Origin of the sequence: Nocardia sp. NPDC002869 (assembly GCF_046764065.1) — a bacterium.
GTDB lineage: Bacteria > Actinomycetota > Actinomycetes > Mycobacteriales > Mycobacteriaceae > Nocardia > Nocardia rhamnosiphila.
On record NZ_JBKOOL010000144.1, the window covers coordinates 1 to 14,943 of the forward strand.

13 protein-coding genes and 1 pseudogene are annotated in these 14,943 nt (G+C 71.2%); 9 read left to right on the top strand and 5 right to left on the bottom strand.

The window, feature by feature from the left end; translation table 11 throughout:
• The first annotated feature begins 99 nt into the window (after positions 1-99).
• From ACLML9_RS22330 to ACLML9_RS22350, 5 genes are all read left to right on the top strand, one after another.
• Positions 100-549 (top strand): GNAT family N-acetyltransferase, encoded by a 450-nt coding sequence (locus ACLML9_RS22330; protein ID WP_411947355.1) that lies wholly within the window; start codon positions 100-102, stop codon positions 547-549.
• Positions 550-660: 111 nt separating this feature from the next.
• Positions 661-2,619, top strand: coding sequence for a VWA domain-containing protein (locus ACLML9_RS22335; protein ID WP_411947367.1), 1,959 nt, complete (start codon positions 661-663; stop codon positions 2,617-2,619).
• Positions 2,620-2,676: 57 nt separating this feature from the next.
• Positions 2,677-3,291, top strand: a complete 615-nt coding sequence (gene cobO / locus ACLML9_RS22340; protein ID WP_411947356.1) for a cob(I)yrinic acid a,c-diamide adenosyltransferase — start codon at positions 2,677-2,679, stop codon at positions 3,289-3,291.
• Positions 3,292-3,358: 67 nt separating this feature from the next.
• Complete coding sequence (locus ACLML9_RS22345; RefSeq protein WP_411947357.1) at positions 3,359-4,765, top strand: cobyrinate a,c-diamide synthase; 1,407 nt, start codon at positions 3,359-3,361, stop codon at positions 4,763-4,765.
• A complete protein-coding gene (locus ACLML9_RS22350; protein WP_411947358.1) occupies positions 4,762-5,172 on the top strand; it encodes a cobalamin biosynthesis protein in 411 nt (136 codons plus the stop codon). The genes ACLML9_RS22345 and ACLML9_RS22350 overlap by 4 nt, the downstream gene beginning before the upstream one ends.
• On the opposite strand, the gene ACLML9_RS22355 is transcribed toward ACLML9_RS22350, so the two are convergent.
• Positions 5,169-6,299, bottom strand: a complete 1,131-nt coding sequence (locus ACLML9_RS22355; RefSeq protein WP_411947359.1) for a hypothetical protein — start codon at positions 6,297-6,299, stop codon at positions 5,169-5,171. The two genes, ACLML9_RS22350 and ACLML9_RS22355, sit on opposite strands and share 4 nt — an antisense overlap.
• A gap of 1 nt (position 6,300) precedes the next feature.
• Positions 6,301-7,431, bottom strand: coding sequence for a phosphotransferase family protein (locus ACLML9_RS22360; RefSeq protein WP_411947360.1), 1,131 nt, complete (start codon positions 7,429-7,431; stop codon positions 6,301-6,303).
• A gap of 122 nt (positions 7,432-7,553) precedes the next feature.
• Between ACLML9_RS22360 and ACLML9_RS22365 the strand changes: the two genes are divergently transcribed.
• Positions 7,554-8,075: a DUF305 domain-containing protein gene (locus ACLML9_RS22365; RefSeq protein WP_411947361.1), complete on the top strand. Its 522-nt coding sequence runs from the start codon at positions 7,554-7,556 to the stop codon at positions 8,073-8,075.
• A gap of 6 nt (positions 8,076-8,081) precedes the next feature.
• Entirely contained in the window at positions 8,082-8,525 is a 444-nt protein-coding gene (locus ACLML9_RS22370) for a PPOX class F420-dependent oxidoreductase (protein WP_411947362.1), read from the top strand.
• A gap of 16 nt (positions 8,526-8,541) precedes the next feature.
• Here ACLML9_RS22370 and ACLML9_RS22375 read toward each other — a convergent pair whose 3' ends face one another.
• The 3 genes from ACLML9_RS22375 to yaaA form a co-directional block, all read right to left on the bottom strand.
• Complete coding sequence (locus ACLML9_RS22375) at positions 8,542-10,023, bottom strand: MFS transporter (RefSeq protein ID WP_411947363.1); 1,482 nt, start codon at positions 10,021-10,023, stop codon at positions 8,542-8,544.
• A gap of 6 nt (positions 10,024-10,029) precedes the next feature.
• Entirely contained in the window at positions 10,030-11,301 is a 1,272-nt protein-coding gene (cobA, locus tag ACLML9_RS22380; protein WP_411947364.1) for a uroporphyrinogen-III C-methyltransferase, read from the bottom strand.
• 127 nt (positions 11,302-11,428) lie between these two features.
• A complete protein-coding gene (gene yaaA / locus ACLML9_RS22385; protein ID WP_411947365.1) occupies positions 11,429-12,172 on the bottom strand; it encodes a peroxide stress protein YaaA in 744 nt (247 codons plus the stop codon).
• Between the two features lie 147 nt (positions 12,173-12,319).
• Here yaaA and ACLML9_RS22390 point away from each other — a divergent pair, with 147 nt between their 5' ends.
• Both ACLML9_RS22390 and ACLML9_RS22395 read left to right on the top strand, forming a co-directional pair.
• The gene (locus tag ACLML9_RS22390; RefSeq protein ID WP_411947366.1) at positions 12,320-14,077 is read left to right on the top strand and encodes a proline--tRNA ligase; all 1,758 of its coding nucleotides are present in this window, start codon (positions 12,320-12,322) and stop codon (positions 14,075-14,077) included.
• A 64-nt stretch (positions 14,078-14,141) separates the two neighbouring features.
• Positions 14,142-14,507, top strand: a pseudogene (locus ACLML9_RS22395) (diacylglycerol kinase); the annotation flags it as partial.
• Between the last annotated feature and the right edge of the window lie 436 nt (positions 14,508-14,943).

A 14,943-nucleotide genomic window follows, 5' to 3' on the forward strand; every position in this document is an offset into this window, starting at 1 on the left:
GTGGAAACCCCGCGGGCCGCGCCGTGTCGCGGCCGCCGCGCCACGGTGCGCCCGGGGCATTCGCGTGCATCTCGCGCCGAGGTGTGATAGCAAGGCGCGATGATGTCAACGGTTGTGCTCCGCCGGTCATGGGCGCAGGATCTCGATACCCCCACCCTGTACGAGTTGCTGAAACTTCGGGTCGAAGTGTTCGTGGTCGAGCAGAAGTGCGCGTACCCGGAGCTGGACGGACAGGACCTGCTGCCGGAGACCCGGCATCTGTGGCTCGACGACGAAGGCGAGGTCATCGCCACCCTGCGCCTGCTCGAAGAGCACGAGGACGGCGTCAAATCCTTCCGGATCGGGCGGTTGTGTACCGCGGTCGAGGCCCGCGGGCACGGATACACCACCCGGCTGCTGCAGGCCGCCCTTGCCGAGACCGGATCGCACACCGTCCGGCTCAACGCGCAGACCTACCTGATCGATCTCTACACCAAACACGGTTTCGAGGTCGACGGCCCGGAGTTCATCGAGGACGGCGTCGCGCACGTACCGATGCGCAAGGGATAGCCACCGGGCCCTTCCGCCCGTCTCGGGCAGGGGAAGGCCGGGCCGGGCGACGGCACGTTTTAGAGTGGGGCCGTGTCCTCCACCGAAACCGCCCGGCCCGCATCCCGACCGATCGCCCCCGCCGCGGACGGCGGTGAGGCCGGGTTCCCGTTCTCCGCGGTGGTCGGACAGGATCGGTTGCAGCTCGCGCTGATCCTGTGCGCTGTGCATCCCGGTATCGGTGGCGTACTCGTGCGCGGCGAGAAGGGAACCGCGAAGTCCACGGTGGTACGGGCCCTGGCGCGGCTGCTGCCCCCGGTGGTCGACGAATCGGGCGCCCGCCCGGCGCGGCTGGTGGAACTCCCGGTCGGCGCCACCGAGGACCGGGTCGTCGGCTCCCTCGATCTGGAGCGGATCCTGCGCGACGGCGAACAGGCGTTCCGGCCCGGCCTGCTCGCCGCCGCCCATCACGGGGTGCTGTACGTGGACGAGGTCAACCTGCTGCACGACCACCTGGTGGATGTGCTGCTGGACGCGGCGGCCATGGGCCGGGTGCACATCGAACGCGACGGCGTCTCGCATTCCCATCCGGCCCGGTTCGTCCTGGTCGGCACCATGAACCCGGAGGAAGGCGAGCTGCGGCCGCAGCTGCTCGACCGATTCGGCCTGACCGTGGATGTGACCGCCTCCCGGGACGTGGACGTCCGGATGGCCGTGGTCCGCCGCCGTCTCGACTACGAGGCCGATCCGAACGGTTTCGCGGCCACCTACGCCGCCGCGGACGCCGAGATCGCCGACCGCGTCCTCACCGCCCGCGACCGGCTGCCCGAGGTCGCGCTCGACGATGTGGAGCTGCGGCGGATCGCCGCGGTCTGCGCCTCCTTCGACGTCGACGGTATGCGGGCGGATCTGGTGGTGGCCCGCACCGCCGCCGCCCATGCCGCCTGGTGCGGGCGCGGCAGTGTCACCGCCGAGGATGTGCGCGTCGCCGCCGAACTGGCGCTGCCGCACCGGCGGCGGCGGGACCCGTTCGACGAACCCGGGATCACCCCCGAACAGCTCGACGACGCCATGCGCGACGCGGCCGAGCAGGCCGGGGATCAGCAGAACGCACCGGCCGACGACGAGGCGCAGGGGTCTCGGTGCCCCGTCGATCCCGACGACGACCCGGACGGTCCCGGTGGCGGCGCCGAGGCGCCCGGTGCGGACACCGAGACGAATGAGAACTCCGGCAACCCGGGTGGCGCCGGCGGGACCGGGCAGGCGAGCGCGCCGGTCGCGGCACCGGTCCGGCCGCCGCGCTGGGAGGTGCCGGGTGTCGGCGAAGGAGCGCCCGGCCGGCGGTCCCGGGCGCAGACCCGGCAGGGCCGCGTGGTGAACACGACCCCCGAGCCCACCGGCGGCCTGCATCTACTGGGCACCCTGCGGGCCGCGGCGCCGCATCAGCGGGCGCGGGGTCGGCGCATCGGGCCACTGGTGCTCGCGCCCGGCGATCTACGCGGGGCGTACCGCGAGGGCCGCGAGGGCAACCTGGTGCTCTTCGTGGTCGATACCTCCGGTTCCATGGCCGCCCGCGACCGGCTGTCCGCGGTGACCGGTGCGGTGGTGACCCTGCTGCGCGATGCCTATCAGCGGCGCGACAAGGTCGCGGTGATCTCCGTGCGCGGCAGCGAGGCCGAACTGGTACTGCCGCCCACCTCCTCGATCGATATCGCCGTCCGCCGCCTGACCGGGTTGCGTACCGGCGGGAAGACTCCGCTGGCCGCGGGATTGCACACCGCACGCGAGGTGGTCTACCGGGAACGCGTCCGCGACCCGCAGCGCCGGCCGATGCTGGTGCTGCTCACCGACGGCCGCGCCACCGGCGGGACCGATCCGGTGCCGCGGGCCCGCGCGGCGGCCGGCCGGCTCGCCCGCGACGGTGTCACCTCCGTTGTCGTCGACTGCGAACGCGGCATGGTCCGGCTGGGGCTGGCCGCCGAACTGGCGGCCGCGCTGGGCGGTACGGCCGTCCGGCTCGGCGAATTGACCGGTGCCTCGGTGGCCGAGGTGGTCCGCGCGGGCGCCTCCGGCGGCGCGCGCGCCGCGTGAGCCCGATTCCGGCCCGTACCGGACGAGCACGAAATCCGAATCAGATGAGGAGAACTCATGCCCCAAGGGGTGCCCGAGCATGTACCCGACGACGGACTGACCACCCGGCAGCGCCGTAATCAGCCGGTGCTCGCCGTGCACACCGGTCCGGGCAAAGGTAAGTCCACTGCCGCCTTCGGGATGGCGTTGCGCGCCTGGAACCAGGGTTTCGATGTGGCGGTGTTCCAGTTCGTCAAGAGCGCCAAGTGGAAGGTGGGGGAGGAAGCGGCTTTCCGTGAGCTCGGCCGGCTGCACGGCGAGACCGGGGTGGGCGGGCCGGTGCAGTGGCACAAGATGGGCGAGGGCTGGTCGTGGACCCGTAAACAGGGCACCGAAACCGATCACGCGGCCGCGGCGCTGGCCGGCTGGGAGGAGATCGCGCGGCGACTGCGTGCCGAGGAGCACCGGTTCTATGTGCTCGACGAATTCACCTACCCGCTGAAATGGGGGTGGGTGGATGTGGCCGAGGTCGTCGACACCCTGCGCGCGCGTCCGGGCAACCAGCATGTCGTCATCACCGGCCGGGACGCGCCGCCGGAACTGCTGGAGGCGGCGGATCTGGTGACCGAGATGACCAAGGTGCGCCACCCCATGGACGCGGGACGCAAGGGGCAACGGGGTATCGAATGGTGAGCCGGTCCCGGGGGGCCGGGATCCGGTGCGCGGGCCGCCGGTCCCCTTCGGCCGGGAATGCCGTGCGATGAGCGCCGCCCCGGGGATAGTGCTCGCCGCGCCGGCCTCCGGCAGCGGGAAGACCACTGTCGCCACCGGTCTCATCGGTGCGTTGCGCCGTGCGGGCCGCCGGGTGGCCCCCTTCAAGGTGGGGCCCGACTACATCGATCCCGGCTATCACGGCCTCGCCGCCGGACGCCCCGGTCGCAACCTGGATCCGGTGCTGGTCGGGCACGACCGGATCGCCCCGCTCTACCGCCACGGTGCCCGCGACTGCGATATCGCGGTGGTGGAAGGGGTGATGGGCCTGTTCGACGGACGGATCGACGAACAGGCCGCCGATCCCGTCGCGGAAGGCTCCACCGCTCAGGTGGCGAGCCTGCTGGGCCTACCGGTGATCCTGGTCGTGGACGCGCGCGGGCACAGCCAGAGCCTGGCCGCGCTACTGCACGGGTTCGCCACCTTCGACTCCGGTGTGCGGCTGGGCGGGGTGGTGCTCAACCGGGTCGGTAGTGCCCGGCACGAGCAGGTGCTGCGCGCCGCCTGCGACCGGGTGGGTCTGCCGGTGCTCGGCGCGCTGCCCCGGCTGGCCGCACTCGAGGTCCCGTCCCGGCATCTGGGCCTCATCCCGGCGGTGGAACACGGCCGCGCGGCGAGGCGCGCGGTGGACGCGATGACCGATCTGGCCGCGCGTCATATCGATCTCGCCGCGGTCGCGGCGCTGGCCGCGGCGCCGGAGTCCGGGCCGAGCTGGGACGCGGCCCGGGAACTCGCGGACGACGTCGCGCTGCCGGAGGGACCGGAGCCGGTGATCGCGGTAGCCGGTGGACCCGCCTTCACCTTCGGCTATGCCGAACACCGGGAACTGCTCACCGCCGCGGGTGCCCGGGTCGCCGTGATCGACCCGCTGCACGACACCCTGCCGGCCGAGGCCGCGGGCCTGGTGTTGCCGGGCGGATTCCCGGAGGAGCACGCGGGGGCGTTGGCGGCCAATACCGGGCTGCGCGCCGCGGTGGCGGAGCGGGCCCGGGCGGGGCTGCCCATCCACGCCGAATGCGCCGGGCTGCTGTACCTCACCCGATCCCTGGACGGTCATCCGATGGCGGGCCTGATCGACGCGGTCGCCGAGTTCGGACCACGCCTGACCCTGGGATATCGAGACGCGGTGGCGCTGGCCGATTCCGTGCTCTGGCGGACCGGTGAGCGGGTACGCGGCCACGAATTCCATCGGACCCGGCTGGCGGAATCCGGTGGTGCTCCGCCCGCCTGGGGATGGCGTACCGCCGGGGAGCAGTGGCGGGAGGGTGCGGTCGTGCACCGGGTGCACGCGTCCTACCTGCATACCCACCCGGCCGGAAATCCGGATGCCGTGGGCCGGTTCGTCGCCGCCGCACGCGCCCATCAGCGCACCCGCCCCGCGGCGCGCGCACGGTGATCGGCGGAGACCGGCGGTCCGGAGCCGGCTCCGGACCCTACGGTGCCGAACTCGCGGTCGGTCTCGGCCTGCGCCCGGATCCGTCCGCCGAGCGGATTCTCGCGGTGCTGGCGGAGGCCTTTCCCGGGCACCGGATAGCCTGCCTCGCGACCCTGGATCGCCGGGCCGGTGAGCCGGGGCCCCGCGACGCCGCCGCCGCACTGGGCGTGCCACTGTTCGGCTATTCCGCCGAGCGACTGGCGCGGGTGCCGGTGCCCAACCCGTCGGAGCGGGTCGCGGCCGCTCTGGGTATCCCCGGTGTGGCCGAGGCCGCCGCGTTGCTGGCCGGCGCCGGGCCGTTGCTCGTGCCGCGGCAGGTGGTCGGGGGCATCGTGGTCGCCGCGACCGCCGCGCCCGGTCCGGGCTAGGGCGCCACCGAGAGCAGATCCGCGAAACCGGTGGGGTCGTGCCGGCCGACGCTCGCGTGTTCGAACAGTCCCCAACCCTCGGCGGCTCCGCAGCGGGCGTGCGCGATGTGGTCGGTGACACCCCACGGTATCCGCCCGGCGATCGCCGGATCGGTGAGGTCGTAGCTGTTGGCCCACGACCAGTCGCGGCCCTTCCACTGCCCGTGCTGCCAGTCCGGGTCGCCGCCGTAACCGCAGCCGATGTGCAGCGGTATCCCGGTGACGGTGCGGATATCGATGGTCAGCGGCTTCCCGTCGGGAGTCCGCAGTTCCAGGCTCGCGCTCTCGGGATGGCGGGTCCCCGACCGGTAGTCGATGGTGATCCGCGGCCAGCCCAGTTGTTCCACCGATCCGTCCGGGAACACCCGGACCGCGTCGTTGAGCGTCCGATAGCCGTCGGGGTTCTCCTGGATGATCACCACCACCGCGAAATCGTCGAATCGCAGCGGCACGTACAGCCACCAGAACCCTCCGGCCCCTTCGGCGACGGCCCGGCCCGGCGGTTCGGCCTCGCCGACGGGCCGGATACCCCACGAGCGGTCCCGGGTGCCGGTCCAGATCGCCGGGTCCACGGTGATGTCCTCGCCGCCGATCGCCAGCGTGCCCGCCCACGAACCGACCTGGGCGAAGCGGGAGGCGTCGAGGGTCGGACGGTTACCGGCCAGCATGACGTGCGGCTGCTCCTGCACGGCGGGGAAGGCGCCGGTCCAGGTGAGGTCGAGGCCCAGGTCCTCGTGTTCGCACACCACCCGGATGCGGCGCAGCGGTTCGACCACTTCGATCCGGTAACCACCGACCGCCATATCCAGGCCCCGGTCGCGGCGGGCGTCGGAGAACCGCACCGAGGTGATCTCGTCGCCGCGGCGCACCGCGGCGTAGGCGTCGGCGACACCGAGATTCGGGTAGACCCCGAATCCGGTCACCAGCATGATCGCGCCGTCGCGGTTGTGCGCGTTGAAATAGCTGCGGTCATAGAAGTTCCGGTCGCTGGTCGCCGCCCGGGCGATGGGCAGCGGTGCCTGGTGGATCGGGTACTCGTCCAGGGGCCCCGGGGCCGTGGCAGGGGTGTGGGCGGTGCTTTCGCTCATCTCAGTCCCATCCGTAGGTGCCGTCGAGCAGGGCTTCCAGGGTGGCGCGGTGCATGATGTAGTCGTCACGCTCCGCCGGGGCGGTGTCCTCGCCCATATGGATCATCCGGCGTTTGATCCGGGCCATGACGATCGCGTGCCGCAGCGCGGCATAGGTGAGGTAGAAGTCCAGATTCGTGACGGTGTGGCCGCTGACCTTCTCGTAGTGCGCGACGACCTCGTCGCGGCGCAGGAAATCGGGGAGGCCGGGGAAGCCGAATCCGGTGGCGATGTCCTGGAAGAAGCGGTGCAGGAAGATCATCCAGGCCAGATCGAGTTCGCGCGGGCCCAGTGCGGCCATCTCCCAGTCCAATACGGCGACCGGCGAGAACCCTTCGTAGATGATATTGCCGGGCCGGGCATCACCCCAGCTGAGCACATCGGGTCCGGGATCGTCCGGGAAGTTCTGGTCCAGCCAGTCGAAAGCGCGCTCGATGAGCGGGATCTCGTAGCCGTCGCCGGCCAGCGCCCAGTGGTACCAGGCCCGGTCCGCTTCGATATGGCGGCGCAGCGCCGGGCCCGGGCCGTCGAGTTCGGGGAACCGTTGCGCCGGTTCGGGCAGCGCGTGGATCCGGGCCAGGACGTCGAGGGTGTTGCGGGTGAGTTCGGCCCGCTCGGCGGTGGTCGCGTCGTAGAGCCAGCCCGCGAATACGTAGGGCGGATTGTCGCCCGGGATGCGGCCGGGTACCCGGTCCATCACGAAGAACGGCGCACCGCAGGCCGCGCTCCCGGTTTCCAGCCAGCGCAACCGCGGTACCGGGACATCGGTGGCGGCGGCGATTTCGGTGATCACCCGGTACTGCAGTCCCAGATCGTATTTCTCGAAGACCGGCAACGCGCCCTCCTCCGGGATCATCCGCGCGACGAAGGCGCCCCCTTCGGTACGGTCGCCGGATTTCCAGTGCGCGTCGAAGAGCACCGAGGCGCTGGACAGGCCGCCGGACAGCGGCCGCTGCAGATCACTGATGACCGGCGGTCCGTCGGCTCCGACCCGGTCCCGCAACCACTCGGAGAGTTGTCCCGCCAGCGTATCCAGATCGCGTTCGCTGGTGGTGAGCCGCATATGTTCGGTGGGGTTCACATCGTCGGGCATCGTCGTCCTCCTGACGCCATCCGGCCTCGGCGCGGAGACCGCCCGGTCTCGGCTGACACACCACCGGGCCGACCGCGTGCGGGAGACTGTAACGTGTTTCAGTCTCGGGCGGTGCCGATTCGGTGGATCATCGGTGGGAGATCGGATTCGTCCAGGATATGGCCGCCCGTCACCATCAGGCGCTGGTGCTGGTGCAGCGACTCGATCCCGGCGTCGCCCCCGCGGTGCAGGGTCCGGCCCGGCAGATCGAGGACACCCCGCTCTCCGAGATCGGCGCCCTGCTGGGCTGGTTGCGGCTGGCCGGAGCGCCGGCCGCGGGCGCGGAGCCGATGGGCTGGATGCGCGCGCGGACCCACGATCAGCACGCCGCCCACGACCCGGCGGCGGCCGCGATGCCGGGGATGGCTACGCAGGCCGAACTCGACAGCCTGTCGGCCGCGCGAAGCCGTAGCGCCGCGATCCTGTTCCCGCAATTGATGCAGCGCCATCACGAGGGCGGTATCGCCATGGCCCGGGTGGCCGACGCGCTGCTCACCGAGGGGGTGGTGAAACAGGTCGCCCGGGAGATGATCACCACGCAGACCCAGGAGTCGGGGTTGATGGCGCTGCTGCCGGCCGAACTGGCGGCGGATCCACCGGGCTGAGCCGGAATGAACCCGCGCGGACTCGGGTTGCTGGTGATCATGAGCGCTATCTCGTTGCCCGACACCGTCAAGAAGTACATCGACGATGCCAAACTGTTCGTGACCGTGGCCACCATCGGCCGCGACGGTCACCCGCATCTGACCGTCACCTGGATCGACCGGGACGGCGACGAGTTGCTCTACTCCACGACCACCGACCGCGTCCAGGGCAAGAATCTGGCCCGCGATCCGCGCATCTCGATCCTGATCGCGCCGCCGGACAACCCGTACGCCTACGCGGAGATCCGCGGTACCGCGACCCTCACCCCGGACCCCGACATGCTGGTCGGCGACCGGATGTCGATCAAGTACACCGGCAAGCCGTACGCCGAGTTCAATCCGGCCTCGGTGGACGACGGGCCCCGGGTGGCGGTGCGGATCACCCCGACCAAGATCACCGGGAGGCTGTGACGCGTCGTTGCCGGGGTCAGGCCGCCTGGGCTTCGTCCTGGGCGTGCTGGGCCCGGGCGACCTCTTCCGCGGTGTAACGCAGGGTCAGCGCGATCAGCCCCACCAGCAGTCCGCCGATCGCGGCCACCAGCAGGGCCAGGGTGTAGCCGTCACCGAGCGCGGTGATCTCCGCCGCCGTCATCTCGGCCGGTTTCTTGATGGTCCCGCCCTCGGACAGGGTCCGGGAGGCGGCCAGCGGGGTGAGCACGCCGATGGCGATGGGAGTCCCCAGATTCAGGAACATCTGGCCGATCGCCGACAACGGGCCGATCTCGTCCGGCGGCACCCCGACCAGCACACACAGCGGGATGAGCACCATGGCGATACCGATGCCGAAACCGATCACGGAGAACAGCGGCAGCAGGGTGGACCAGTAGCCGACGTCCGCGTCCAGCGTCGAGCCGTAGCCGAGACCGGCCATCAGCACCACCGCCGCGCCGACCAGCAGCCACCGGGGCGCGATGTGCAGGGCCAGCCGGGTGGTCACCGCGCTGCCGAGGCCGACGCCGACGGTGAACGGGATGAACGAGATCCCGGCGACCAGCGGGCTGTAACCGACGACGTTCTGTACGAACAGTCCGGCGAAATACGTGGTGGCGCCCAGCACGCCGCTGGCGAGCAGGATCACCACGAAGGTGGCGACGCGATCGCGGCTGTCGAACAGCGTCCACGGCAGCAGGGGGTTGTCCACGTGCCGTTCCGCGAAGACGAAGACCGGCAGCAGCACCGCGCCCGCGATCAGGGTGCCGTAGACCAGCGGGTCACCCCAGCCGAGTTCCGGTCCCTCGGTGGCGCCCCAGACGATCAGGGCGCACGCCAGGGTGCCGAGGAACGCGCCGCGCACATCCAGAGTGAGCCGCTGATGGTGGGTATCGCGGAGCGCGACCAGCGCGCCGATCACGATGAGCACGCCGATCGGCACATTGATCAGGAAGATCCACCGCCAGCTGGCCTCGGTGAGCGCCCCACCGATCACGAGTCCGCCGACCGAGCCCAGCGCGACCATCGAGCCGAAGATGGCGAAGGCCTGGTTGCGGACCCTGCCCGGCGCGAAGGTGCTGGCGACCAGCGCGAAGGCGGTAGGCGCGGCGAGTGCGGCGCCGGTGCCCTGGAAGGCGCGCGCGGCGATGAGCATCTGCTCGCCCTGCGCCAGCCCGCACAGCATGGAGGCCAGCGTGAACAGGCCCACACCGAGGACGAACATGCGCCGGCGTCCGAACGAATCGCCGATCCGGCCGCCGAGCAGCATCAGGCCGGCGAACGGCAGCCCGTAGGCGGTGATGGTCCACGCGCTGCCCGAACTGGACAGGCCCATTTCCTCCTGCAGCCGCGGCAGCGCCAGGATCACCACGGTGCCGTCCAGCACAACCATCAGCTGTAACCCGCTGAGCACGAGAATGGCGAGGCCGAAGGCTCGTTTCGTCACCGGATATTTGATAGCTGGGGGGTTATCGAGCACAGTGGGTCACTGTAACCGACCGTCGCCGGCCGCTACCGGCGCGGCGCTGAACCCGGCCGTGGGCCCGATCACAATGATCGCGGGCGGCCGGATACCTTCGGCGCGGACGCGTTCGGCCACATCGGCGAGGGTGCCCCGTAGTACCCGCTGGCCACGCAGGGTGCCTTCCTGGATCACGGTCGCCGGGGTCTCGGCGGGGCGGCCACCCGCGCGCAGGACCGCCGCGAACTGTTCGATCCGCTCCACCGCCATCATCAGGACGAGGGTGCCGCGCAGCCGGGCCAGTGCCGGCCAGTCGACCAGCGAATCCGGGTGGTCCGGTGGAATATGGCCACTGACCACCACGAATTCATGGGTGACACCGCGATGGGTGACCGGGATGCCCGCGGCAGCCGGCACCGAGATCGGGCTGGTGACTCCCGGCACCACCGTCACCGGCACTCCGGCGTCGACACAGGCCTCGAGTTCCTCGTAACCGCGCCCGAACACATACGGATCGCCGCCCTTGAGCCGGACCACGAATTTGCCCGCCCGGGCGCCGTCCACCAGAGCCCGGTTGATCGCGTCCTGCGCCATCGAGCGCCCGTACGGGATCTTGGCGGCGTCCACCACTTCGACATCCGGACCCAGCTCGGCCAGCAACTCCGGCGGGGCCAGGCGGTCGGCCACCACCAGATCGGCCCGGGCCAGGAGCCGCCGGCCGCGCACGGTGATCAGATCGGGGTCGCCGGGCCCGCCACCGACCAGGGCGACTCCGGGGGCCATAGGGGTCGCGTCGTCGGTGACCACACCCGATTGCAGCGCTTCCAGCAGCGCCGTCCGGACCGCGGCCGAGCGCCGATGCCTGCCGCCGGCCAGCACGCCCAGGGTCATCCCGTCGTAGCGGGCGGTCGCCGGGGTGACCGCTGTCCCGGACTGCGCGTGATCGGCGCGGACGCAGAAGATCCGGCGCCGGGTGGCTTCGGCGACGACGGCGGCGTTGGTCTCGGGCCCGTCGGTGCAGGCGATGACGTACCAGGCGCCGTCGAGGTCGGCGTCGGCGTAATCGCGCAGGGTGAGCGTGATCTGGCCCGCGGTGGCCATCGCCTCGACCGCGGGGGTGGCCTCCCGGGTGATCACCTCGACGACGGCACCGGCGGCGATGAGCAGGCCCAACCGGCGCTGTGCCACGCTGCCCCCGCCCACGACGACGACCCGGCGTCCGTTCAGATCGAGTCCCACCAGGTAGTTCGAGTCCCCGGCGGACAGGTTGTCGGTATCGGCTGACGTGTTCGGCACAAGGCTCGAGCCTACGGCCCGGTGCGGTGCGGTCCGCAGCCGCCCAGCGGAGGTCCTGGGCTCGGCCGATGCCCGCGAACCTCCGGTATCCGCCGGATCGGTCGCGTCGACACCGGCCGTTCCGGAATCAGGTGAGGACGACCAGCTCGGTATCGGAGGCGATCTCGGTGCGCAGTCCGGCTTTGTCCGCGACCCGGGCCACCGCACGGATATCCCCGGGTTCGGCGCGGGTGAGCACCAGGGCCCGGGCCAGCAGGCCCTTGTGGTGCTTGTTGAAGTGGCTGACCACCGTGCGTGATCCGTCCGCGTGCTCGGTGAGCACCGTCGCGGTGACCGCGCCCGGTACCCGGCCGAGCTGCTGGTAGGTGCCCGAACGCAGGTCCACCACGAGTTCGTCGCCGGCCGCGTCGCGCAGGGCCGGGCCCAGGTGGTCACGCCAGACCGCGGCCAGGGTCGGCCGGCCCGGCAGTTTCGAGCCGCCCGACAGCCGGTACGCGGGGATGGGATCGCCGGCCCGCACCGCGCCGAAAAGCGCCGAGCCGACCGCGATCCGGGCGAGCGCTTTCGCGCGCTGGGCCCGGGTGAAGGAACTCGCCGCCAGCGCGTCGTACAGGACGCCGGTATAGCGTTCCAGCGCCGGCCGGGTGGGGGAGGTGCGCACCGCGGCATTGCGGGCCAGCTCGGCCTCGGAGTTCTTACCCAGCCCGAGGGCGGACCGGGCGGCGTCGGGGTCACCGGCCAGTGCGACCAGGTCGCCGACCAGCTGCGTACGGACTTCGGTGAGCGAGTCGAAGGCCAGCGCCGACAGATTCAGCGGGCCGCCGGAACCGCCGTCGGATTTGGTTTCGGAAGGGGGGAGCAGCACCAGCACGACCGGTTACGGTACCGGCCGCCGCCCCGCGCGCCCGCCGGCCCCGGCGGGACGGATCCGGGGCGTGGCGCCCGCGCCGAGCGCACCGCGCCCACCACCGGTAATCGAATGTGGCCGGCGGGCGCACAGGGGCTACGCTGGGCAACCGTGATCACCCGCCTCTCCCGACTGTTCCTCCGTACGTTGCGCGACGATCCCGCCGACGCCGAGGTGCCCAGCCACAAGCTGCTGGTGCGCGCCGGCTATGTGCGCCGGATCGCGCCGGGTGTGTACTCGTGGCTGCCGCTGGGCCTGCGGGTGCTGCACAAGGTGGAGGAGGTGGTGCGCGAGGAGATGAACGCCATCGGCGCGCAGGAGATCTCGCTACCGGCGCTACTGCCGCGTGACCCCTACGAGGCCACGAACCGCTGGACCGAATACGGTGACGCCCTGTTCCGGCTCCAGGACCGCAAGGGCGCCGACTATCTGCTCGGCCCCACCCACGAGGAACTGTTCACCCTCACCGTGAAGGGTGAGTACAACTCCTACAAGGACCTGCCGGTCACCCTGTACCAGATCCAGGCCAAGTACCGCGACGAGGAACGGCCCCGGGCAGGCATCCTGCGCGGTCGCGAATTCATCATGAAGGACTCCTATTCCTTCGACCTGGACGAGGACGGGCTGAAGGCCAGCTACACCGCGCACCGCGAGGCCTACCAGCGCATCTTCGACCGGCTCGGCGTGAAGTACGTGATCGTCGCCGCGACCTCCGGCGCCATGGGCGGCAGTGCCTCCGAGGAGTTCCTGGCCGACAGCCCGGTCGGCGAGGACACCTATGTGGTGTGCCGGGAATCCGGGTACGCCGCGAATGTGGAGGCCGTGGTCACTCCCGCGCCCGAGCCGCTGCCCGTCGAGGGGCAGCCCGAGGCGCAGGTTCACGACACCCCCGATACCCCGACCATCGCGACCCTGGTGGACTGGGCGAACGGTGCGGGAATCGCCGAGCGCTACGGTCGCTCGGTGACCGCCGCGGACACCCTGAAGAACGTCATGGTGAAACTGCGGCATCCCGATGGGAAGACCGAGATCGTCGGTATCGGCGTGCCCGGCGATCGCGAGGTCGACGACAAGCGTCTCGGCGCGTCGGTCGAACCGGCCGAGGTGGAACTGCTCACCGACGCCGATTTCGCCGCGAACCCCTTCCTGGTGAAGGGCTATATCGGCCCGAAGGCCCTGCAGGCCAACGGTATCCGCTACCTGGTCGACCCCCGGGTGGTCACCGGGACCTCCTGGATCACCGGCGCCGACGCGCCCGGCAAACATGTCGTCGGCCTGGTGTCCGGCCGTGATTTCACCCCGGACGGCACCATCGAGGCCGCGCAGGTGCGTGACGGGGATATGTCGCCCGACGGCCGTGGCCCGTTGGTCTCGGCGCGCGGTATCGAGATCGGCCACATCTTCCAGCTCGGTGACAAGTACACCGACGCTTTCGAGGTCGATGTGCTGGGGGAGAACGGCAAACCGGTGCGGCTCGTGATGGGGTCCTACGGGATCGGCGTCTCGCGCATGGTGGCGGTCATCGCCGAACAGCAGCACGACGACAAGGGTCTGCGCTGGCCGTCCGAGGTCGCGCCGTACGACGTGCACGTGGTGATCGCCAACAAGGACGAGGCGGCCCGGGCCGGGGCCGAAGAGGTGGTGTCGGCGCTGAACGCGCAGGGCCTGGACATCCTCTTCGACGATCGCACCGCCTCGCCCGGAGTGAAGTTCAAGGATGCCGAACTGCTCGGTATGCCCTACGTGCTGGTGATCGGCCGGGGCTGGGCCGAGGGCAGGGTGGAGCTGCGCGACCGGTTCACCGGGGAGACCCAGGACGTTCCCGCCGAATCGGCGGTCGAGGCGGTGCTCGCCCGGGTCCGCGGCTGACCCGTCGCTTTCCCGCCGAGCGGGTCGGTCAGCGTTGCGCGGCCCGCTCGGCGAGCTGGAGCGCGCCACCCGCCCGGACTGCGCGGTGTACTGCGCCATGGGCGATACCCGGCTGGTCGAGGCGATGGCCGATATCCGCCGCATCCTCGCCGCCGGAGTGAACGTCGTGGGCACCGCGCCCGGGCTGCTGATGTATCCGTGGGGGACGCTGCCGGCGAAATTCTTCGCCGAGGTGGAGGCGGCCGCCACCGCCGGTGGCACGAGTCTGTTCGTCAACGGGGTCGACCCGGGATTCGTCAACGACCTGATCCCGTTCGCACTGGCCTCCACCTGCCGGCAGGTCGAGCAGGTGCGCTGCCTGGAATCGGCGGACTACGCCACCTACGACGGCTCCACGGTCATGTTCGACGTCATGGAGTTCGGCTGGCCGGGGGGATCTTCCTGCGGATTCGGCGGCGATCCGGCAACGCACCTAAGCTCGGATGCCGGAGCGTACGAGCCGCTGGCTCGGCGCGAACCTCCAGGGAAGGTGCGCTGTATGTATGAGCCCGAACGGTCCGGCCATCGCGAGCCGAACCTGACCGAATTGCGCGAACGGGCCGCGCACGGTGATTCCGACGCCGTCGCGCAACTGCTGGATATCGGAGACGAACGCACCGATGCCGTGGATCTGAGCGAGTACGACCTCGGCGTGGACACCGAGCCGAACGCCGAGGCCGACAAGTAGGGCCCGCCGTGGAAAACCGTCGCCGACCCGGCCGGAGCACCGCCGGCCACCGGGGGGCGGCCCGGGGGGGGGTGGGGGGGGTGGGGATGCTGGCACCCACCCGCCCCACCCCCCGCCCACACACCAAACGACGCCCCGC